The organism is Glycomyces dulcitolivorans, from assembly GCF_003265355.1.
GTDB classification, from domain to species: Bacteria; Actinomycetota; Actinomycetes; order Mycobacteriales; family Micromonosporaceae; genus Glycomyces; species Glycomyces dulcitolivorans.
Genome location: NZ_QFRW01000285.1, coordinates 1 through 20,363, shown reverse-complemented (window position 1 = coordinate 20,363; position 20,363 = coordinate 1). Strand labels below are relative to the sequence as shown.

General features: G+C 70.3%; 18 protein-coding genes and 1 pseudogene. 6 read left to right on the top strand and 13 right to left on the bottom strand.

All coding sequences use genetic code 11. From position 1 onward, the window contains the following. Positions 1 to 66 precede the first annotated feature (66 nt). Both DI269_RS26620 and DI269_RS19215 read right to left on the bottom strand, forming a co-directional pair. Positions 67 to 180 carry a methionine/alanine import family NSS transporter small subunit gene (locus DI269_RS26620; protein ID WP_115509861.1) on the bottom strand — a complete coding sequence of 38 codons (114 nt, stop codon included), beginning with the start codon at positions 178 to 180 and terminating at the stop codon, positions 67 to 69. Continuing rightward, a complete protein-coding gene (locus tag DI269_RS19215; protein ID WP_112138805.1) occupies positions 177 to 1,703 on the bottom strand; it encodes a sodium-dependent transporter in 1,527 nt (508 codons plus the stop codon). The genes DI269_RS26620 and DI269_RS19215 overlap by 4 nt, the downstream gene beginning before the upstream one ends. Positions 1,704 to 1,963: 260 nt before the next feature. Between DI269_RS19215 and DI269_RS19210 the strand changes: the two genes are divergently transcribed. Together DI269_RS19210 and DI269_RS19205 are read left to right on the top strand one after the other, a co-directional pair. Continuing rightward, on the top strand, positions 1,964 to 4,180 hold the full coding sequence (locus DI269_RS19210; protein WP_198667559.1) for a HelD family protein: 2,217 nt from the start codon (positions 1,964 to 1,966) through the stop codon (positions 4,178 to 4,180). A gap of 47 nt (positions 4,181 to 4,227) precedes the next feature. Next, positions 4,228 to 6,030, top strand: a complete 1,803-nt coding sequence (locus DI269_RS19205; protein WP_112138803.1) for a Stk1 family PASTA domain-containing Ser/Thr kinase — start codon at positions 4,228 to 4,230, stop codon at positions 6,028 to 6,030. 55 nt (positions 6,031 to 6,085) lie between these two features. On the opposite strand, the gene pyrE is transcribed toward DI269_RS19205, so the two are convergent. The 6 genes from pyrE to DI269_RS19175 form a co-directional block, all read right to left on the bottom strand. Further along, on the bottom strand, positions 6,086 to 6,619 hold the full coding sequence (pyrE, locus tag DI269_RS19200; RefSeq protein WP_112138801.1) for an orotate phosphoribosyltransferase: 534 nt from the start codon (positions 6,617 to 6,619) through the stop codon (positions 6,086 to 6,088). 26 nt (positions 6,620 to 6,645) lie between these two features. Beyond that, positions 6,646 to 7,524, bottom strand: coding sequence for a phytanoyl-CoA dioxygenase family protein (locus DI269_RS19195; RefSeq protein WP_112138799.1), 879 nt, complete (start codon positions 7,522 to 7,524; stop codon positions 6,646 to 6,648). Positions 7,525 to 7,743: 219 nt separating this feature from the next. Further along, a complete protein-coding gene (locus DI269_RS19190) occupies positions 7,744 to 9,384 on the bottom strand; it encodes a protein kinase domain-containing protein (protein WP_112138797.1) in 1,641 nt (546 codons plus the stop codon). Between the two features lie 121 nt (positions 9,385 to 9,505). Then, positions 9,506 to 9,940 (bottom strand): hypothetical protein, encoded by a 435-nt coding sequence (locus DI269_RS19185; RefSeq protein ID WP_112138795.1) that lies wholly within the window; start codon positions 9,938 to 9,940, stop codon positions 9,506 to 9,508. 122 nt (positions 9,941 to 10,062) lie between these two features. Beyond that, positions 10,063 to 10,530: a ribose-5-phosphate isomerase gene (locus DI269_RS19180; RefSeq protein WP_112138792.1), complete on the bottom strand. Its 468-nt coding sequence runs from the start codon at positions 10,528 to 10,530 to the stop codon at positions 10,063 to 10,065. A gap of 11 nt (positions 10,531 to 10,541) precedes the next feature. Beyond that, positions 10,542 to 11,747, bottom strand: a complete 1,206-nt coding sequence (locus DI269_RS19175; RefSeq protein ID WP_112138790.1) for a DUF1015 family protein — start codon at positions 11,745 to 11,747, stop codon at positions 10,542 to 10,544. Positions 11,748 to 11,852: 105 nt separating this feature from the next. On the opposite strand from DI269_RS19175, the gene pepN reads away from it, so the two are divergent. Continuing rightward, complete coding sequence (pepN, locus tag DI269_RS19170) at positions 11,853 to 14,393, top strand: aminopeptidase N (protein WP_112138788.1); 2,541 nt, start codon at positions 11,853 to 11,855, stop codon at positions 14,391 to 14,393. 142 nt (positions 14,394 to 14,535) lie between these two features. Continuing rightward, on the top strand, positions 14,536 to 15,456 hold the full coding sequence (locus DI269_RS19165) for a hypothetical protein (protein ID WP_157975092.1): 921 nt from the start codon (positions 14,536 to 14,538) through the stop codon (positions 15,454 to 15,456). Positions 15,457 to 15,510: 54 nt separating this feature from the next. On the opposite strand, the gene DI269_RS19160 is transcribed toward DI269_RS19165, so the two are convergent. From DI269_RS19160 to DI269_RS19150, 3 genes are all read right to left on the bottom strand, one after another. Next, complete coding sequence (locus tag DI269_RS19160; protein ID WP_408612310.1) at positions 15,511 to 15,888, bottom strand: DUF5130 family protein; 378 nt, start codon at positions 15,886 to 15,888, stop codon at positions 15,511 to 15,513. A gap of 55 nt (positions 15,889 to 15,943) precedes the next feature. Further along, positions 15,944 to 16,204 carry an aa3-type cytochrome oxidase subunit CtaJ gene (gene ctaJ, locus DI269_RS19155; RefSeq protein ID WP_112138782.1) on the bottom strand — a complete coding sequence of 87 codons (261 nt, stop codon included), beginning with the start codon at positions 16,202 to 16,204 and terminating at the stop codon, positions 15,944 to 15,946. Positions 16,205 to 16,410: 206 nt separating this feature from the next. After that, the gene (locus tag DI269_RS19150) at positions 16,411 to 16,965 is read right to left on the bottom strand and encodes an HNH endonuclease (protein WP_232822821.1); all 555 of its coding nucleotides are present in this window, start codon (positions 16,963 to 16,965) and stop codon (positions 16,411 to 16,413) included. 228 nt (positions 16,966 to 17,193) lie between these two features. Between DI269_RS19150 and DI269_RS19145 the strand changes: the two genes are divergently transcribed. Further along, positions 17,194 to 18,225: a mechanosensitive ion channel family protein gene (locus DI269_RS19145; protein ID WP_112138779.1), complete on the top strand. Its 1,032-nt coding sequence runs from the start codon at positions 17,194 to 17,196 to the stop codon at positions 18,223 to 18,225. A 106-nt stretch (positions 18,226 to 18,331) separates the two neighbouring features. Further along, positions 18,332 to 18,760 (top strand): globin, encoded by a 429-nt coding sequence (locus DI269_RS19140; protein ID WP_112138776.1) that lies wholly within the window; start codon positions 18,332 to 18,334, stop codon positions 18,758 to 18,760. Between the two features lie 89 nt (positions 18,761 to 18,849). On the opposite strand, the gene DI269_RS19135 is transcribed toward DI269_RS19140, so the two are convergent. Together DI269_RS19135 and DI269_RS19130 are read right to left on the bottom strand one after the other, a co-directional pair. After that, positions 18,850 to 19,569 (bottom strand): type III secretion system chaperone family protein, encoded by a 720-nt coding sequence (locus DI269_RS19135; protein ID WP_198667558.1) that lies wholly within the window; start codon positions 19,567 to 19,569, stop codon positions 18,850 to 18,852. A gap of 397 nt (positions 19,570 to 19,966) precedes the next feature. After that, positions 19,967 to 20,363, bottom strand: a pseudogene (locus DI269_RS19130) (hypothetical protein); the annotation flags it as partial.

Below are 20,363 nucleotides of genomic sequence, written 5' to 3'. Positions count from 1 at the left end.
GTCGCGATTTCGTACAGAACGACGGCGGCCGCGCACGGATCGTGCGCGGCCGCCGAAGAACGGGGCTCAGTCCTCGTCGGACGACTCCGGGTTGGTGATCAGGGTGATCGCGGAGGCCAGCAGGCCCCCGCCGACCACCAGGAGCGAGATGACCAGCATGGTGATCGCACTGGCGCTCATCGGGCGGCCTCCTCGGCTTCGCGGGCTTCCTCTTCGGTCACGAACGGCGGGGTCTCCTTGCGGCGCAGCAGGAGCGCCATGATGAACGCGAACGCGAGCGCGCCGCCCGCGACGGACCAGCCGAACGCCTGGAACTGGTGGTAGCCCTCCTCGGCCGCGTCGGCGGTCACCAGGTCGCGCACGTTGAGGAACAGGATCACGGTGAGCGCCAGCGGGGTGATCACCCCCAGGCAGGCGACCCAGATCGGGCCGACCTTGAACACCGAGGTCGCGTTCGCGTTGTCCCGCAGCTCCTTCCACTTCCACAGAATCCACACCACGGCGATGATGCTGGCCGGGGCGGCCACGGCGATGCCGTAGTTGTTGATGAAGTGGTCGGTCACGTCGAGCAGCATGAGGCCGTTCACCGTGGGGAAGAGCAGCACCGACACGACGGCCATGCCGCCGCCGACGATCGCGACGGCCTTCTTGCGGCTCCAGCCGAAGCGGTCCTCGACCGCGGCGACCGGGACCTCGACGACGCTGATGAGCGAGGCGAAGCCCGCGATCACGAGCGACAGGAAGAAGAGCACGCCGAACAGGCCGGCCAGGTACGGCAGCGTGTTGATGATGGCCGGGAACGCGACGAACGCGAGGCCGACGCCCTGGTAGGACTGCTCGTCGATCGGCACGCCGGTCTCGGACGCCAGGAAGCCCAGCACCGCGAACACCGCGATGCCCGCGAGGATCTCGCCGAACGAGTTCGACATGCCCACCGTCCACGCCGAGGTCGTGATGTCGGACTTGCGCTTCAGGTACGAGCCGTAGGTGATCATGATGCCGAAGCCGACCGACAGCGTGAAGAAGATCTGCGCGTAGGCGGCGAGCCAGACCTGCGGGCCGCGGATGGCCTCCCAGTCGGGGGTGAAGAACGCGTTCAGGCCGTCGACCGCGCCGTCGAGGGTGAGCGACTGGACCACGAGCGCGCCGAACAGGAGGATCAGCAGCGGGATGAAGACCTTGCTGGTGGCCTCGATGCCCTTCTTCACGCCCGCGCCGATCACCGCGAGGGTCGCGACCCACACCAGCGCCAGCGCGATGCCCAGGCCCGGCAGCCAGGTGCCGAAGTCGTACAGGCCGCCGGCCTGGAGGAAGTCCTCGTTGAGGAAGCGGTTGGGGTCCTCGCCCCACTGCTTCCCGATCGAGAACCAGGCGTACCAAGCGGCCCAAGAAATGATCACCGCGTAGTAGACGCCGATGACGATCGCGATGGCGACCTGCCACCAGCCGAGGAACTCGGCGTTGCGGTGGATGCGGCGGAACGCGACCGGGGCCGAGCCGCGGTAGCGGCGGCCGATCGTGAACTCCAGGATGAGGAGCGGGATGCCCGCGGTGCACAGGGCCACGAGGTAGGGCAGCAGGAAGGCGCCGCCGCCGTTCTCGTAGGCGACGCCGGGGAAGCGCCAGATGTTCCCGAGCCCGAGGGCCGAGCCGACCGCGGCCAGGATGAACCCGACCCGGCTCCCCCATTGCTCTCTTGCCATTGCTGTCTCTCCAGTCACGCCAAGGGGCACTCAAAACGGCCTATACCGTAACCAACGCTCGGATCTCGTGAGGGTCCGGTGTCGGTGAGGTGATCAGGGGCCTTGCCGCGGAACGAGACGAAGCGGCCCGGGCGGCGGTAAGGTTGATCAGTTCCACCGCGATCGGCACGGCGCAATCGGCGAGCCGTCCATCGGCGGTCGGTGACTCGCGCGTCGTCTGCGCCCCTTTCAATCAGTCCGCTCCGTATCCGAGGAGAGCCGTGTCCGCTGCCATCACTCCTGCCGCCAAGGCCGAGCAGACCCGCCTGGACGGCCTCTACGCCCGGGTCGACCGCCTCCGCGACGAGGCCGCCGAGCGGCTCGGCGAGGCCGGGCGCCGGCACGTGGAGAACGACCAGGAGCGCTCGCAGCGGGACGCCGAGACGCTGCTGTACCGGCGCCGGATCGCGCTGCTGGACGCGGTCGAGGAGGGCCTGTGCTTCGGGCGGCTCGACTACATCGACGCCGCCGAGGCCCCGATGTACTTGGGGCGCATCGGCGTCCACGCCGAGGGCGGCGAGCAGCTGCTGGTGGACTGGCGCTCGGAGGCCGGGCGCCGGTTCTACCTGGCGACGGCCGCGTCCCCGGCGGGCGTGCGGCGCCGCCGCCACCTGCACACCAAGGGCCGGCGCATCCGGTCGGTGAACGACGAGGTCCTGGACCTGGACGCGGCCGCCGACTCGGGGTCGACGATCGGGTCCGAGGGCGCCCTGCTGGCGGCGCTGGACGCGGCGCGGACCGGGGCGATGAAGGACATCGTGGCGACGATCCAGGCCGAGCAGGACCGGATCATCAGGGCGCCTTTGGAAGGCGTCATGATCGTCGACGGCGCGCCGGGCACCGGCAAGACCGCCGTGGCACTCCACCGGGCCGCGTACCTGCTGTACGAGCACCGCGAGCGGCTCAAGCGCCAGGGCGTGCTCATCATCGGGCCGGGGAAGCAGTTCCTGCGGTACATCTCCGAGGTCCTGCCGGGTCTGGCGGAGACGGACGTGCTGCTGCGCACGCCGTCGCAGCTGGTGCCGGGGATCGTGGCCGACCGGCCGGAGACCGAGGCGGTCGCGGCGGTCAAGGGCCGGGCAGTGATGGCCGGGGTGATCGCCAGCGCCGTGGCCGACCGGCAGGTCGTGCCGCGCGAGCCGCTGCCGGTGGACTTCGAGGGGCACGAGCTGTGGCTGCGTCCGGAGAAGATCACGTCGGCGCGCGACGCGGCGCGCGAGACGGGGTTGACGCACAACGAGGCGCGGGAGACGTTCCACAAGCGGGTCATCGCGGATCTGGCGACGCAGTACGCGGACATCATCGGGGAGGACCCGCTGGGCGGGGAGAACCTGCTGGGTCTGGAGGACCGGGCGCAGTTCGCGGTGGAGATCGCCTCGGATGCGGTGATCCGCAGGCAGATCGAGGAGCTGTGGCCGGAGCTGTCGGCCACGGAGCTGCTGGAGGACCTGTTCGGGTCGCCCGAGCGGATCGCTTCGGCGGCGGCGGTGCTGAAGCAGGAGGAGCGCGCACTCCTGTTCCGCAGGCCGGGCGGGTGGAGCGAGGCCGATGTGGCGCTGCTGGACGAAGCCTCGGAGCATCTCGGGGAGGTCGACCGGGGGGTGCGGGCCGGCGGGCCGAGCGCCGAGCAGATCGCGTACGCGCAGGACGTGCTGACGATCGCGGCCGGTTCGGCGTCGTTCGACTTCGAGGACGAGGAGTCCGAGCTCCTTCAGGCGACGGACGTCATCGACGAGTTCTGGCTCGGGGAGCGGCAGGTCGACGAGCGGTTCGTGTCGGTGGCCGAGCGGGCCGCGGCGGACCGGCGGTGGATCTTCGGGCACGTGATCGTGGACGAGGCGCAGGAGCTGTCGCCGATGGAGTGGCGGGCGCTGCTGCGGCGGTGCGTGACGCGGTCGTTCACGGTGGCCGGGGACCTCGCGCAGGCCGCGGGTCCGGCGGCGCCGTCGAGCTGGGCGCAGGTGTTCGGGTCGTTGGGCCTGGACTGGCGGGTGGAGCGGTTGACGGTGTCGTACCGGACGCCGAAGGAGATCATGAACGTCGCGGTGCGGGTGCTGGACGCGATCGGCGTGGACGCGCCGCGGCCGCGGCCGGTGCGCGGGTCGGGGCACGAGCCGTGGCTGGAGGTCGCCGGGGAGCACCTCGAACGCATCGTGGAGGAGCAGGTCGCGGCCGAGAAGCGGATCGTGGGCGAGGGTTCGGTGGCGGTCGTGACGACCGCCGAGCGGGCCGCAGGGCTGGCGGGGATCGCCGACGCGGCGGTGCTGACGGTCAAGCAGGCCAAGGGCCTTGAGTTCGACTCGGTGATCGTCGTGGACCCGGACGCGGTCGCGGCGACGGGGCTGCGGAACCTGTACGTGGCGCTGACGCGGGCGACGAAGCGGCTCGGCGTTGTGGCGCCGGACAAACCGGTGTTCCCCGGCGCCGAGGTTCTGTAAGACTCGCTCCAAGCTCATACACTGTCACCAGGTGTAGGAGGTGCGGGTTGACAACGACGACCGGGGACCTGACCGGTGCGCTCGTCGACGGGCGCTACCGGCTGCGACGTCTCATCGCCCAGGGGGGCATGGCGGACGTCTACGAGGCCGACGACGAGCGGCTCGACCGCACGGTCGCGGTGAAGATGATCACCGCGGGGCGCAAGGGCGGGTTCGACCTCAAGGCGTTCACGCACGAGGCGCGCACGATCGCCCGGCTCTCGCACCCGAACGTGGTGGCCGTGTTCGACCAGGGCATCCACGATGGACTGCCGTACGTGGTCATGGAGTACGTGCCGGGGACGACGCTGCGGGACCTGCTCAACCGGCGGCGGCGCCTGCGGATCGAGGAGGCCGTGGAGCTGTGCGCGCAGCTCCTCGACGGGCTCCAGGCCGCGCACGATGCCGGGCTGGTCCACCGCGACATCAAGCCCGAGAACATCCTGCTCAAGAACGGCGGCCGCGGCGACCGCGTCAAGGTCGTGGACTTCGGGCTGGCCGAGGCCGTCCACGGCGACCGCGACACCGGGGGGCCGCTGGTCGCCACCGCCGCGTATGTGGCTCCGGAGCTGGTCGGCGGCAAGCCCGCGACGACCGCGAGCGACGTGTACTCGACGGCGATCCTGCTGTACGAGCTGCTCACCGGGGAGGTCCCGTTCGACGGGCCCGACTCGGGGCAGGTCGCGCGCCGGCACGTCGAGGAGGACGTCCCGTCCCCGCAGTTGAAGGCCCCCGACGTCCCGGAGGGCCTGGCCGAGCTGGTCGTGGCCGCCTCCGCACGCAAGCCGGGGCAGCGGCCGGTCGACGCCGGGGCGTTCCTGCGCCGGCTCCAGGCCGTGGACCTCAAGCACGTGCCCGGTTCGACCGGGCAGGTGCCGCGCCCGACCCGAGCGGTGCAGACGACGATGGTCGTGGACCACCCGAAGCCGAAGCGGAACTGGAAGGCCCTGGTCACGCTCGCGCTGATCGCGGCGCTGCTCGTGTCGGTCGCGGCCGCCGGGTGGTGGATCGGGATCGGCCGGTACACGTCGACGCCCTCGCTCCTGGACCAGGACCGCGACTCGGTCGCGGCGTACGCCGAGGAGCAGGGCTTCGAGGTGGAGCTCGTCGACGGGTACAGCTCGTCGGTGCCGATCGGCGGGGTCGTGTCGCAGGATCCCGAAGTGGGCGAGCGCATCCGGCAGGGCGCGACGATCACCGTGGTCGTCTCGCTCGGCCCCGAGCGGTACCCGGTGCCGGACCTCGCGGGCGGCACCGAGGCAGAGGCGCGGGAGGCCCTCGCGGCCTTCGACGCCGAGATCACCGTGGAGCACGAGTACAGCACCGAGTACCCCGAGGCCGGCCAGGTGACGCGCACCGATCCGCCCGCGGGCGAGGAGGTGAAGTCCGGGACGCCGGTGACGCTGTACGTCTCCGACGGGTTCCCGCCGCTGAGCGTCCCCGACGTGGTGGGCCTGTCCGAGGCCGACGCGCAGGCCGCGCTCGAAGCGGAGGGCCTGGTCGTCGGGGAGGTCGCGAACCGGCACAGCGACTCGATCCCGGCGGGGTCGGTCATCGAGCAGACCCCGGCGGCCGACGCCCCCGCCGGGCCGGGCGACGCGGTCGGCCTCGTCGTCAGCGACGGGCCCGAGCCCGTCGAGGTCCCCGACGTCGTCGGCATGGACATCGACGAGGCGACCGACGAGCTGGAGGCCCTCGGGTTCACGGTGAAGACCGCGCAGATCTGGTTCACGGGCACGGTGTTCGAGCAGTCCCTGGACGCGGGCTCGGAGCACCCGAAGGGCACCGAGATCTGGCTCTGGGCCAGGTAGCGGGACAAGGGAAGGGGCCGGACGGTTCGCGTCCGGCCCCTTCCCTTGTCCGTTGCTACGCCGCCCCGGCGGCCTTCAGTTCGGTCATGGTGAACAGGGCCTTCAGGTCGATCCCGATGTCGGCCAGGTTCTTCAGCCCGCCCGACTCGCGGTCGATGACGCACACGCCCTGCTCGACGACCGCACCGCGGGTGCGCAGCTCCCCCACCGCGTCCAGGACCGCGCCACCGGAGGTGACGACGTCCTCCACGATGAACAGCCGGCGGCCTTCGACCTCGCCGCCCTCGGCCAGACGGCACGTGCCGTAGGACTTGGCCTCCTTGCGCACGAACAGGGCCGGAAGCCCCGTCACCTGCGACAGCATCACCGCGATCGGAATGCCGCCGGTCTCAAGGCCGGCAAGCGCGTCCACGCCGTGCGCGGGCACGAGAGGCGCGAGGGCCTCCGCGATGCGCCGCAGCAGGACCGGGTCGGACTCGAACAGGTACTTGTCGAAGTACTCGTGCGCGACCACCCCGGACCGGAGCGTGAACTCGCCGGTCAGGTGCGAGCGGTTGAAGATGTCGCGGGCGAGGGCGTCGTGGCTCATGCGCTCAGACTGCCATGTCCGGGCCCCTACGGGCGCAGAGGCGGGTAGGACGGGTCGAGGAGGTCACGCTCGGCCAGCCAGTTGTACAGCGGCGTCTCCTTCGGCCAGTGGCCCCAGCCGTGGTCGCCGGTGGGCGCGTGGCCGCCGAGGAGCTGCTGCTGCACCGGGTCGAGGTCGTTCCACCAGGACTGCTGCGGCAGGTCGTCGACGAGGTCGCGGGCCCGGATCCACCGCGGAGTGAAGCCGAAGAACGCGACCTTGCGGGTCAGGTCCGAGTAGTTGTCGGACCGGGCGTGCCAGATGCGGCGGTCGAAGAACATGACGTCGCCGGCGTTGCCGGTGACCTCGATGGCGCCCTCGGGGTCGGGCCACTCCATGTCGCGGCGCGGCGGACCGTCGATCGAGTTCCACTTGTGCGAGCCGGGCACGATCTTGGTGTTGCCGCGGCCCTCGGCGGACAGGTCGGTGAAGAAGTACGCGAGCTTGACCGACAGGCGCGGACGCGGCTCGGTCTCGGTCTCGCGGTTCTGCCGGCCGCCGTCCTGGTGCCATTCGAAGCGGAAGGGACGCTTGCCCGCGATCGGCGGGTGCTTGTCCACATGGGAGTGGTAGACGTGGAAGTTCCACCCGAGGATCGACCACACGTAGTGGAAGGTCCTGGGGTGGTTGAGGAGGAATGCGAGTTCGGGGCAGGAAGTGACGGCGTCGAGGCGGTGCATCGCCCCTTCGGGGCTCAGTCTTCCGGCCTCTCGCTCGACTTCGTAGACCCTGTCGAGGGCGTCGGAGCACCGTTTGATCTCGTCCGCGTCGAGGGCGCCGCGGATCATGAGGTAGCCGTCCCGGTCGAACGCTTCACGCTGCTCAGGACTCAGAGCTGCGGCACCGACCGATGTCACTGCGGTCATCTCAATGCCTTTCCGGTATCCAGGGGGATCTGTCGTCAGGGAGACGCGCTGCCCACCCGAGTTGGTTGCACCACCGAATCTGGAAAGCTCAGGCAAGCATTCGGCGGCGCTCATTACCGGAAATCGTAGGGCTCATCGCTTCAGGAGCGCTGGAGAAATTCTCGAAGTTCTCTGAGAACTAGGAGGAAAACCCGAATTCACCGCTATTCGGACGAGCCACTATAGATTGAAAAGATCTGATATCCAGTCGGTCCACTTGAAATCGAAGTCGAGCCAGCTCCAGCTCAGTTCGCCGAGGTAGTCGAGGCCGACCATGAACAGGAAGATCCCCGCGGCGAGGTGCGCGAGGCGCGCGGACCGGCGCTTGGCGTGGAGCCAGCGCCCCCACAGGATGCCGCCGGCGATGCGGACCAGGAAGAACAGGCCGATGGCGACGGCGAGCACGAACAGGTAGCCCAGGACCTGGTTCTGGAGGGTCTCCATGCCGGTCGTGATGACCCGCAGCAGCCACATGATGAGCGAGAACAGGCCGCCGATCACCGACAGCTCGAAGCCCTTCGCGAGCGATCCGGGCGGGCCCAGCAGCGGGTGCCGGTCCTGCTTGGCGAGGTCGCGCTCGCTCGGCTCCTCGGGGTCGGTGGCGAGTTTCAGGCGCGGCAGCGGGCCGCGCCGCTCGGCCGGGCCCGCGGAGCGCCCGGGTGAGAAGGAGCCCTGGTCGGGGACGCGGACGCGTCCGGCGACCGGCTTGTCCTGCAAGGGCTTCGCGCCGGCGTCCATGATGCGGGTGCTCTGCGGCGCGGGCGACTGTGGGACGACCTGCGTGGGCGGGACGCCCGGCATCGCGGCGGGGACGTCCATGCGGCGGGTCCGGTCGGCGCCGGGGGCGTCGAGGCGGCGCGTCGCGTCCGAGGCGGGGGCGCCGTGGCCCCAGTCCACGCCGAGGTCGGGGAGGTTCGAGCGGGAGACGACCGCGGACAGCTCGTTGATCCAGCGCGGCAGCTCCTCGGTCCGCGGCCGGTTCTCCGGGTTGTCGTCGAGCGGCGCGGTGAGCAGCTCGCGCAGGCGCGGGTTCGATTCGAGGATGGGGTGGCGGCGCAGGCGCGCCCACGGGACGCTCTGCTCCTGGCCGGGCGAGTCGGTGCGCGCGGTCGCGCCGGTGACGAGGTAGAACGCGATCGAGCCGAAGCCGTGCACGTCGTAGGCCGGGCCGACGGTGCCCTGGTGGGCCTCGGGTCCGGCGGTCTCGCGGGTGTACGCGATCGTCGTCAGGTGCGCGGGCGTGTAGTAGCGGGCGCCGGTGAAGTCGATGACCTTCGCGGACCCGTCCGGGCCGATGATCACGTTGGCGGGCTTGAGGTCCATGTGCAGGACCGGGTGCGCGCCGACCGGCGGGTGGTGCATCGCGTTCATGACCTCGACGACCGACCGGAGGGTCCGGGCGGCGTCGACGCGGCCCAGGCGCTGCGACAGGAGCTGGCGCAGGTCGTGGCCGGGCAGGTATTCGAGGACCTGGAACGGCATCGGGTCGCCCTGCGGGGGCCGTCCGGCCGGGTGCGGGGCGCGCCCGTAGAACGCGTCGATGCGGCGGCAGATCGAGCCGACGTTTCGTGAATGGAGGTCCATGAGGACGGCGTCGCCCTTGTCCCAGGAGCGGAACTGGTGCTCGCGGGTGTCCTGCGGGTTGGGCCGGAAGACCTTGACGGTGATGGGCGCGGAGGAGATGCCCGCCGACACGCGCACGGCCTGGTACACGTCGGCCTGGCCGCCGGAGCCGAGCAGGCCGGTCAGCCGGTAGCTCTGCTCAGACCCCGGGAGGGGGTCGGCCGGGCCGCAGACGAGGTCAACGGTGGCGTTCGACATTGCGTGGTCCTTCGCGATTTCAGGATGAGTCCATAGCGTAACGCCCGGAATCCACCCTTCGCGGTCCCCGGAGGGCCCGCTGTTCGCATCATCTCAGCATCGCTTCGGAGGCAACCCTCCTTCAGCGGCCGGACCCCCAGGGGCTGTTGTCGCCCTGCGGGGGCGGCGAGCCGAAGCCCGAGACGGACTGCTGGCCGTAGGAGCTGGAGGGCGGCGCGGGCGCGGCCGACGGGTTCAGCGGCTCGAACACGCCGCCGGGCTTGCCCGGCTGCTGCTGGGGGGTGACGACGGGCTCGAACGCGGCCCGGTCGAGGCCGCCGGAGGAGGCGGCGACGACGGTGCCGCCGGAGCGGGCGAGCGACCACAGCGCGGGCGAGAGGGCGACGGTGAGCACGCCGGAGCCGATGGCCCACAGCTCGACCGGGGCGTCCTCGGCAAAGCCGGTGAAGTCGAGATCGGCGACGTGCCAGGCGATCGAGGCGGCGAGGAACAGGAGCGTCCCGAGCAGGCCGACGACCTGGAGGATTTGGAGGAGAACGCGAAGACCCTTATTCATGGATTGACGATACCGACACCCGTCCAATAACTCCAGGTGCGATCTTCCGAATTCTCCTGGTTTTCGGAACGCGCCGAGGCCCGGGCGCAGGCCCGGGCCTCGGCGTTCTTTTTTCTTGGCGTCTAAGGGAGTTCGGGGAGCTCGTGGGTGGACTCCCAGGCGGTGAGCATGTCGATGCGCCGCTGGTGGCGCTCCGAGCCCGAGAACGGCTCGTCGACGAACGCGTCCGCGAAGGACGCCGCCTCTTCGAGCGAGTGCATGCGCCCGCCGATGGCGACGACGTTCGCGTCGTTGTGCTGGCGCCCGAGCTTCGCGGTCTCGACGCTCCAGGCCAGGGCCGCGCGGCAGCCGGGGACCTTGTTCGCGGCGATCTGCTCGCCGTTGCCGGAGCCGCCGATGACGATGCCGAGGCTGCCGGGGTCCGCCACGACCCGCGAGGCCGCGTGAAGGCAGAACGGCGGGTAGTCGTCGTCCGGGTCGTAGGAGTGCGGGCCGACGTCGACGACCTCGAAGCCGCGGCCGGACAGGTGCTTGACCAGGTGGTCCTTGAGTTCGAGGCCCGCGTGGTCGGAGCCGAGATAGATGCGCACGATGACAGACCCTAGCCCTTCGGGAGCTCGGCGATGGCGAGACCGGCGCGGGCCTTGGGCACGAACCAGGTCGACTTGCGCGGCATCTTCAGCCGCTGGAGGTTCACGTCGATGAAGTCGGGCACGGTGACCGGCGCGATGAGGATCGCCAGGTCGGCCCTGCCCGCGTCGACCTGCGCCGCGAGCCACGAGGCCGGGTAGTCGCCGCCGACGTAGGTGATGCGCTTGTCGCCGGCGTCCCAGCCGAGGAGCGCGGTGAAGACCTCGTTCTCGACGCGGGTGTGGTCGAGCTTGTCGACCACCGAGCCGCCGGTGTCGCCGAAGGCGACCTCCCAGGTGCGGCCCTGGCCGTACATGACGACCGTGCCGCCCTCGGACGGCGTCTCGGGCGGGCCGTCGGTCTCGATGACGCTCGCGCCGATCTGGCCGATCTGCTCGACCAGCTGCGACGCGGAGCCCGGCAGGCCCTTCACGAGGCGGTGGTAGGGGCGGATGACGACCGACTGCGGCGTGGTGATCACGGCCAGGAAGCGGTCCAGGCCGCCGACCTGCGCCGCGAGCGAGCGGTGGTTGCCGTCGGCGACGATGAGGTCGCCGTCCCCGGCCAGCGCGGCCAGCTGCTCGCCGGCCTCGCCGGCGATCGCCCAGATCTCGTGGGCGCGGCCGGACTCGTCGGTGTCGGAGGCCACAGGAGCCCCGGCAACACTGATGGCGGCCTCGATCGCGGCGTGCAGCTCGTCGCCCTTGGAGGACTGGAGCAGGAGCACGGGGCTGAGGAGGTGGCGCAGGAGCTGGTTGAGCTCGTTGCGCTGCCTGACCTTCTCGATGAAGACGTCCTCGTTGCGGATGACCTTGCCGGGCTCCTCCGCGGAGGAGGAGATCTCGGCGGTGTCGACCAGGCAGAACACGCCGTAAGCAGTGGGCTCTTCGCCGCCGGAGATCCGGTAGGCGACGGCGACGTCGCCGAACGCGGCGAACCGGCCGGCGTCCTTGAGCGCGCCGAGCCGCTCGGCGGCGGCCGGCAGGGACTCCTCGAAGCCCAGCCCGGCGGCCACGGCCTCGGGCGTGTGCGCGGGCATCTCGACGCCCAGCATGGACGCCGGGTTCGCCTCGATGATCCGCGTGATCTCGGTTTCGTCGGGGAACTCGTCGTAGTTCTTCGCGCCCGTGCCTCCGGTGGAGAGCCAGGCCAGATCGATCGGGTGTGCAGCAGTCACGCCCCGAGCGTAATCGACCGTGTTCGCGCCGCCCGTGGCCGCCGAGTGGACTCCCGGGATGTGACACACTTCTTTCATATCCGAACCCAAGACGCTGGAGGCATCGTGCCGTCGACGCACATTCTCACCAGAGACGAGGCCGAGCGGCGCGCTGAGCTGCTCACCGTCGACTCCTACACCGTGGAGCTCGACCTGACCGGACACGAGCGGGGCGACACCTTCGGCTCGCGGACCGCGGTGGTCTTCGCCTGCGCCGAACCGGGCGCGGAGACGTTCATCGAGATCGCCGCCGAGCGGATCGAGGACGCCTTCCTGAACGGGGAGCCGGTGGACATCTCCGCGTACGACCCGAAGGCGGGTCTGCGGATCACCGGGCTGGCCGCGCAGAACGAGCTGATCGTGAACGCGGTCTGCGCGTACTCGACCGACGGGCAGGGCCTGCACCGCATGGTCGACCCGGTCGACAAGGAGACCTACCTGTACTCGCAGTTCGAGGTCGCGGACGCGCAGCGCGTGTACGCGTGCTTCGACCAGCCGGACCTGAAGGCCTCCTTCACGTTCCAGGTGCGCACCCCGCAGCACTGGAAGGTGATCTCCAACATGCCCGCCGAGACCGAGACGGTGGTCGAGGCGATCCAGACGAAGGTCACGCTGTTCCAGACCTCGGTGCGCATGAGCCCGTACATCACCGCGATCTGCGCGGGCCCGTACTTCGGGGTGCACGAGGTCCACGACGGCATCGACATGGGCCTGTACTGCCGCCAGTCCATGAAGGACTACCTGGACCCCGAGGGGGTCTTCGAGGTGACGCGGCAGGGCTTCGACCACTTCCACGAGCACTTCGGGGTGCGGTACCCGCTGCCGAAGTACGACCAGGTCTTCGCCCCCGAGTACAACTTCGGCGCGATGGAGAACTTCGGCTGCATCACGATCGCCGAGGCGTCGTTCCTGTTCCGCTCGCAGGTCACCGACTTCGAGCTGGAGCAGCGCGCGAACGTCATCCTGCACGAGATGGCGCACATGTGGTTCGGCGACCTGGTCACCATGCGCTGGTGGGACGACCTGTGGCTGAACGAGTCGTTCGCGGAGTGGGCGAGCCACTGGGCGAACGTGGAGGCGACGCGGTTCGCGGGCGCGTGGACGACGTTCCTGTCGGCGCGCAAGAACTGGGGCTACGGCGCCGACCAGCAGCCGACGACGCACCCGGTGTACACCGCCGCGGGCGACACCGAGGAGATCCAGGCGAACTTCGACGGGATCACCTACTCCAAGGGCGCCTCGATCCTCAAGCAGCTGGTCGCCTACGTCGGCATCGAGCCGTTCCTGGCGGGCCTGCGCGCGTACTTCAGCAAGCACCAGTTCGGCAACGCGGTCTTCCAGGACCTGCTCGGCGAGCTGGAGACGGCTTCGGGCAAGCCGCTGAAGGACTTCGCGGACACGTGGCTGCGCACGGCCGGGGTCTCGACCCTGCGCCCGGAGGTCGGCGTGGACGCCGACGGGAACTACACCTCGGTCACGGTGCTCCAGGAGGTCCCGGCGCAGCACCCGACGCACCGGACCCACCGGATCGCGATCGGCCTGTACGACCTCGAAGGCGACGTGCTGGTGCGCCGCGACCGGATCGAAGTGGACGTCACCGGCGCGGCCACGCCGGTCCCCGAGCTCGCGGGCGTGAAGCAGCCGGACCTGCTGCTGCTCAACGACGACGACCTCACCTACGCGAAGCTGCGCCTGGACGAGCGGTCCCTGGCGACCGCGGTCGCGCACACCTCGGCGCTCCCCGACTCCCTGGCGCGGGCGCTGATCTGGGCCGCGGCCTGGGACATGCTCCGCGACGCCGAGCTGCCCGCGTCGCAGTTCATCGCCCTGGGGACCACGAGCCTGACCGCCGAGGACGACATCAACATCGTCACCGTCGCGCAGCGCCAGGTCGCCGGGGCGCTCGCCTACGCCGACCCGGCCAAGCGCGCCGAGCTGCGCGAGCAGTGGGCGCAGGCCGCGAAGACCGCCATGGACGCGGCCGCGCCGGGCTCGGACCCGCAGCGGTCGTGGGCGAAGGCGTACGCGTCGGCGTCCCGTTCGGAGGCCGACCTGGCCCGCATCGCCGGCTGGCTGGAGGGCGCCGACGTGCCCGAGGGCCTCGCGGTGGACGCGGACCTGCGCTGGTCGCTGCTGACCGTGCTCGTCGCGACCGGCAAGGTCGGCGAGGACGCGATCGACCTGGAGCTCGACCGCGACTCGACCGCCGACGGCAAGCGCCTGTCGTTCATCGCCCGCGCCGTCGTCCCGACCGCCGAGGCCAAGCAGCGCACCTGGGAGCGGATCGTCGACCCGTCCTCGGAGAACTACGTGCGCCGCTCCTCGATGCTCGGGTTCGCGCCGCTGGACCAGGCCGAGCTCGTCCGCCCGTACCTGCGCCCGTACCTGGACGCGGTGCCGGAGCTGTGGGAGAAGCTGGGCGCCCAGCAGGCCGTCGAGTACTCGAAGTACGCGTTCCCATCGAGCCTGATCGACGAGGAGACGCTCGCCGTGCTCGACGCGTGGCTGGCCGAGGACCGGCCCGCGCCCGTCAAGCGCGGCGTCGCCGAAGGCCGCGCCGACACCGCCCGGGCCCTGAAGGGCCAGGAGCTGGACGCGCGCTCGTAAGAACGAGGACCCCGGGGCTCCGGGACCGGCCCGTGGACGGGCGGTCCCGGAGCCCCGAGTGTTTTTCGCGGCGTTGGTAAGCTCGCCGTGTCGCGGCGCAGCCGCGGCGCGCCCGCCCTGGGGATGAATGGAGAGAGCAGTCTTGTCCGCGCTTTTGCCGGTGGTCGTCCTCAGCGCCACCCTGGTCGCGCTGTTCGGCGTCGTCCTGCCGCTCCTGCTCCTCGGGCCGGTCCTCGCCTCGCGGACCCGGCCGCAGCCCCAGCAGCTGATCTTCGCCGTCGTGCTGCTCATCCCCACGGTCGCGATCGGCTCGGTGTTCCTGTCGTGGTGGGCCGTGGAATGGCTGCGGCGCTACGACGTCCCCGCGCCCGAGCTCACCGGCATCGCCCTGGTCGCGGCCGCGGTCATCGGGCTCATGGCGCCGCTGCGCCTGCCCGGCGGCTCCGGGCCATTCTGGCTCAAGCCGCTCCTGGGCTTCGCATCGGGCATCCTCGTCCCGATGTCGATCATCTGGACCATCGACGCGGGCCTCCACGAACTCGCCGCGGCCGGCATCGGCCTGCTCGTCCTCGTCGCGCTCGTCGTGTTCTTCCGGCTCATCGCCAAGCCGATCGCCGACCGCCGCCATGCCAAGCAGCTGAGGACCTCGGTGCGGCGCTTCCAGGGCCAGCTCGTCGACGTGACCGACGCGGCCTGGAGCCTCTCCAGCGCCCGCGGCACCGCGAACCAGATCATCCTCACCTACAGCGGCGAGTCCGACGGCAAGCCGATCGGCGCGGCCCTGATGCTCAAGCGCGACATGGAATGGGTGCCGAAAGCCCGCGAGAACGAGTCCGCGGTCTTCGAGCTCGCGAAGGGCCTCAACGGGCAGCCGACCGAGGCGGTCCTGGCGCAGAAGCAGATCGGGACGCCCGCGACGCTGACGATGCGCATCCCCGGGACGACGATCCTGTCGATCCGCGAGACCGTCGCCGACACCCTCTCGTGGGTCGAGTTCATCTCGAAGCTCGAACTCACCGACGCCGACGGGCTCCTCAAGCGCCAGCAGCCCGAGGACGAATAGACGCAAGCGAAACGGCGGCCGGGAGATCCCGGCCGCCGTTCTCGTATCGCTTGCTTAACGCCCCTGGGCGGTCTCGGCGAGCATCCGCAGGCCGGTGATGATCCCGCCCGCGAGCTGGCCGGCGCCGAACGCGGCCTCCATCGAGAAGACCACGAGGGCCGCGGAGCGGTCCGGGATCTTCTCCTGGGCCAGCCGACCGGTGACGATCTCCAGCTGCCGCTGCTCGGGCGAGACGGCGACGAGCACGGACTTGTCCGGGTCGGCGAGCTTGTCGTGCAGCGCCTCGGCCGCACCGCGCACCGGGTCGGACAGCGGGCCGACGTACACGCTGTAGTGCAGGCCGCCCCCGTCGCGCTCGGCCACGGACAGGGCCTCGTCCAGGTGCAGCAGCTCCTTCACGTCGAAGGGGCCTTCGAGCATCGGCTGTCGCATGTGCTCGGGGCTGCGGTCGACGCCTTCGACGATCACGCCGGCGACGGCGACCTGGTTACCACTTGCCATGGGAGCCTCCCTTGGGTCCACTGGCGACGGACTCGCCGTGGGCGGCCGCAAGCTCGGCCGCATGCGAACCGGAGTCGCCGGGCACCGCGCCGTTGCGGGCGACGAACCAAACCGGCTTGAAGTCGTACGGCCGGCCCGCGCGGTAGCGGGACTGCGGCCGCGGGTGCCGCAGGAAGATCACGGCGAAGACCGCGACCACGACCAGGATCGGGGCGCCGAACAGAATCAGCCAGTCCTGGAATGTCATTGTTGCTCCCCTAGTTGCGAAGACAGGGTGACCTCGATCCTCAGACTAATCCAATTGCGCCCCTCACATCGCCGCAGGTGGGAACTATGCGCCCCTGGTCGCATGCGGTACCGAACCCCAAGGGGGAACCGGCTTCGGACACGGGAAGGGCCCGCCGGCGGTCCGAAGACCTGAGCCGGCGGGCCCCGCCCGTCCGATGGAGGAGGCTACGAGAGGCGGGCGCGCTCCTTCCCGTGGCGCGGCAGCCACGCCTCCCAGGCCGGGTCGGGACGGCGCTGTCCCCGGAACCCGCGCAGCTGCCAGCCCGAAGGCGGCCGGGGGACGCGCGGGAGCCGCCAGCCGAGCTCCGCGAGGGTCTTGTCGCTCTTGCGGTGGTTGCAGGGGGCGCACGCCGCCACGACGTTGTCCCACGTGTGCGTGCCGCCGCGCGAACGGGGCACCACGTGGTCGATCGTCTCTGCGGAGGAGCCGCAGTACACGCAGCGCCAGTCGTCACGGGTGAACACGCCGCGCCGCGAGGGGCTCGCGCCCACCTGCCGGGGGATGGCGACGTAGCGGTTCAGGCGGACCACCGCGGGGACGGGGATGTGCATGGTTTCGGAGCGCAGAAAACCGTCACCAGAAGTGACGGTTTCGGCCTTGCGGGTGAGCAGCAGCACCGCCGCTCGCTTCACTGGTATCACGCACAGCGGTTCGTAACTCTGGTTGAGGACCAGCGCCGATCCGAGACCGACGCCGTGCGTGAAGGAGTTCGCGTGCACCCCTGGGGAAGGGTCATCGCTGTCGAGCGTGCTCCTATGTCGAGGACCTATCACGGTGACGTACCTCCAAGCCATCGGTCCCACCAAGTTTGACCTATATCTCAGAAAATTGCACCCTGGTTCCGTGGGATCTTGAATGACGAACGAATATCGTCTGTTCGAACCCCCGGTGGCGCCGGACGGTGCGAACCGGGCGCCCCTCTCACCAGGGGCCATAGGCTGTGAAGGATGAACGTGGAACTGCTTGCCGCAACCGAGGAGGCGTCGCCCTGCGACGCGGGGTTCAACGCCTGCACCATGCTGTGGAACCTGACGGGGAGCTCGGAGTTCTCGGTCGACGCGGGCGTCGTCCTCGACAAGATCGGCCAGGTCCTGCTCATCCTGCTGGCCGCGTTCCTGCTGCGCTGGCTCGTCAACCGGGCCATCTCGCGGATCATCAAACAGGTCACCACCATCAAGGGCCCGCAGTCGATCGCGGACCTCGCCGACAAGCTCGGCTCCTCGAACTCGCGGCGCGACGAGCTCCTGGGCGACCGCTCCGGGAAGCGGGCCGAGACGCTCACCGGCGTGCTCCAGCACGTCGCCGGCATCGTCATCTACACGGTGGCGTTCATGCTCGTCCTCAGCTCCTTCAACGTCAACCTCGCCCCGATCCTCGCCAGCGCGGGCATCGCGGGCATCGCGATCGGCTTCGGCGCGCAGAACCTCGTGCAGGACTACCTGGCGGGCATCTTCATCCTGCTGGAGGACCAGTACGGGGTCGGCGACAACGTCGACGTCGGCGACGCCCAGGGCACCGTGGTCGACATGGGCCTGCGGGTGACCACGCTGCGGTCGCTGGACGGGACACTGTGGTACGTGCGCAACGGCCAGATCCTGCGGGTCGGCAACTCCAGCCAGAGCTGGGCGTACGTGGTGGTGGACACGCCGCTGCCGCCGACGGCGGACATCGACCGGGCCGGGGAGATCATCACCGGGGTCGCCGAGGAGTTCAAGGACGACGAGCAGTGGAGCGACCACGTCCTCAAGGCGCCGGAGTACCTGGGCCCGATCGAGATGACGATCGACGAGATCAAGGTGCGCCTGGGCGTGCGGATGACCTCGGACCAGCAGTGGGCGGCCGGGCGCGAGCTGCGGCGGCGCGTGACCGAGGCGCTGCGGGAGGCCGGGATCATCGACCTGGCGTCGAGCGGCCGGATCTACGTGCCGCGCACGATGACGAACGGCGGGGCCGCGGGGGCGGCGGGCACCACCCCGTAGAAGCACCGCAATAAAGGTGCTGAGCTTTTGGTGATATCCGGCCCATTCGGTGTGACGCGCACCGGATCGCCTTTCCACTCGGGGCTGCGGGCGGCACGATTGAGAGATGCCTAGTGACAGCCCGCGGGCCGTGGTGCCCCTCACGCCGACTGGACAGCCCGCGCCCACGCAGTCCTTCTACGAGGCGGTGGGCGGCGAGGACACCTTCGAGCGCCTCGTGACCGCGTTCTACGCGCAGGTCGCCGACGACCCGGTGATGCGCCCGATGTACCCGGAGGAGGACCTCCGCCCGGCCGCGCGTCGCCTGAAGATGTTCCTGGAGCAGTACTGGGGCGGACCCAAGACGTACTCGGAGGAGCGGGGCCACCCGCGCCTGCGGATGCGCCACGCGCCGTTCACGGTCGGCGTGCGCGAGCGGGACGCCTGGCTCAAGTGCATGCGGACCGCGATGGACGAGGTCGCGCTGCCGCAGGAGTACGACCAGGTGATGTGGGAGTACATGGAGCGGGCCGCGGATTTCATGCGGAACGCATGACCAGAGAACTCAGCATGCGGAACTCGTAGATCCAAGAGACGAAGAGAGGGCGGGACGCATCGCGTCCCGCCCTCTCCGTGTCGTCGGTCCTACAGGAGTTCGCCTTCGAGCCATTCCACGAACGTGCCTGAGATGGCGGTGCCGCAGTCGATGAGCTCCTCCAGGAGCGCGGTGGTGATGCCGGGGCGGACGGGGACCTGGATCTCGCCGAACACGGGGAGCGCGCCGGACTCGGTGGGTTCGCCGAGGTAGGCCTTGAGGAAGCGGCGGGTGCGGTTCCACTCGTTCATGGCCGCGTAGCCGCGCTCGGCCCACTCGCGGGGGACGGTCTGGTAGGCGCGGGCGCGCAGGACCAGGATGTCGGCGTCGGGGCCCTCGGCGCGCACCTGGACGATGTGGCGCTCCCAGAGGGCGACGATGCCGCCGTTCTCGTCGACGAGGTAGCGGATGTCGAGGTTCTTCAGGGCCGAGATGATGCGGTCGGCGTCGAGCGGGGCCGCCTCGTCGCGGGCGTCGGCGGCGATCTGCTCCAGGTCGGTGATGAACTCGGGGTCGATCTCGGCCAGGTCCTGCTTGATGAGGTGCCAGCGGTCGACCTCGGAGATCTGCTCCTCTTCGGGTCCGAGGAGGAGCTGCTCGGCGGAGAGCTCGTGGCGCAGCTCGCGGGAGGCGAGCTCCAGTTCGAGCGCGTCGGGGTCCGCCTGCTCGGCGCGCGGGTTGGGCACCGCGCTGGGCTGGCTGCCGCGGGCCTGCGCGCGTTCGGCGGAGCCGCCGATCTCGCTGTCGGCCTCCGCGACCGCTTCGGTCACCGGGTTGTCTTCTGCGTCGCGTTTTCTGCTTCGCCACCATGCCATGGTGTTGTCCGCCTTCCCACCCAAAATGCGAATCACTGGCAGTGCTTGGGTACTTCGTTGGCATTCGTGTTGGACTGTGCCATTGGTTGCGATTGGTTGTGCTTCGCGGGGCACAGCCAAGTTACGTCGCGTTGCAGTGAGCAGACTAGGGACTCGGTGCGACTTGGCACAACCGTCAGCCAATCCTGACTGAAAGTATGAACCGTCGAGCGTTTGTTCGCAGGCCCGTGCGGGGTACTGTCACGGGTTTCATATGTATCAGAGACGGAAGCCGCGTCCCATCCTCCGGACGTCCGATTTCTGTCACCTGCACAGCGGTCACTGAACGGTGTGGCGGGCCGAAGGCCCGCGGCTACAGGAGGGGTAGACCGCGGTCGCGTTCCCAGACGGTGCCGAAGGTGCCGGACAGGCCCAGGCGGCGCCCGGCGCGCAGGACCTTGACGGGGTCGTCGCCGAGGAATCCCATGCGGCACAGGGCGGCCACGAGGCGGACCTGGACCGGGTGGAGGACGCCGTCGCGTTCGACGGTGAGGGCCACGTGGTCGAGCATGGCGTCGCGCAGGCGCCGGTCGCCGACGCCGTGGCCGCGTCGCTCCTTCAGGGCGGCGGCGGCCTTGCGGTCGATGTCGGCGACGTCGGCGGCGGGGATGGTCTCGACGGTGGTCCAGGGCCGGTGCGGGAGGCGCCCGCGCCAGGCGGCCTCGGGCTGCGCGGTCGCGTCCCCGGCGGCGAGGCCGGCGGCGCGGTAG

Coding starts and splice junctions, on each gene's coding strand:
- DI269_RS26620 (WP_115509861.1), bottom strand. CDS start 180: ATGAGCGCCAGTGCGATCACCATGCTGGTCATCTCGCTCCTGGTGGTC.
- DI269_RS19215 (WP_112138805.1), bottom strand. CDS start 1,703: ATGGCAAGAGAGCAATGGGGGAGCCGGGTCGGGTTCATCCTGGCCGCG.
- pyrE (WP_112138801.1), bottom strand. CDS start 6,619: ATGAGCCACGACGCCCTCGCCCGCGACATCTTCAACCGCTCGCACCTG.
- DI269_RS19195 (WP_112138799.1), bottom strand. CDS start 7,524: ATGACCGCAGTGACATCGGTCGGTGCCGCAGCTCTGAGTCCTGAGCAG.
- DI269_RS19190 (WP_112138797.1), bottom strand. CDS start 9,384: ATGTCGAACGCCACCGTTGACCTCGTCTGCGGCCCGGCCGACCCCCTC.
- DI269_RS19185 (WP_112138795.1), bottom strand. CDS start 9,940: ATGAATAAGGGTCTTCGCGTTCTCCTCCAAATCCTCCAGGTCGTCGGC.
- DI269_RS19160 (WP_408612310.1), bottom strand. CDS start 15,888: ATGCGACAGCCGATGCTCGAAGGCCCCTTCGACGTGAAGGAGCTGCTG.
- ctaJ (WP_112138782.1), bottom strand. CDS start 16,204: ATGACATTCCAGGACTGGCTGATTCTGTTCGGCGCCCCGATCCTGGTC.
- DI269_RS19145 (WP_112138779.1), top strand. CDS start 17,194: ATGAACGTGGAACTGCTTGCCGCAACCGAGGAGGCGTCGCCCTGCGAC.
- DI269_RS19140 (WP_112138776.1), top strand. CDS start 18,332: ATGCCTAGTGACAGCCCGCGGGCCGTGGTGCCCCTCACGCCGACTGGA.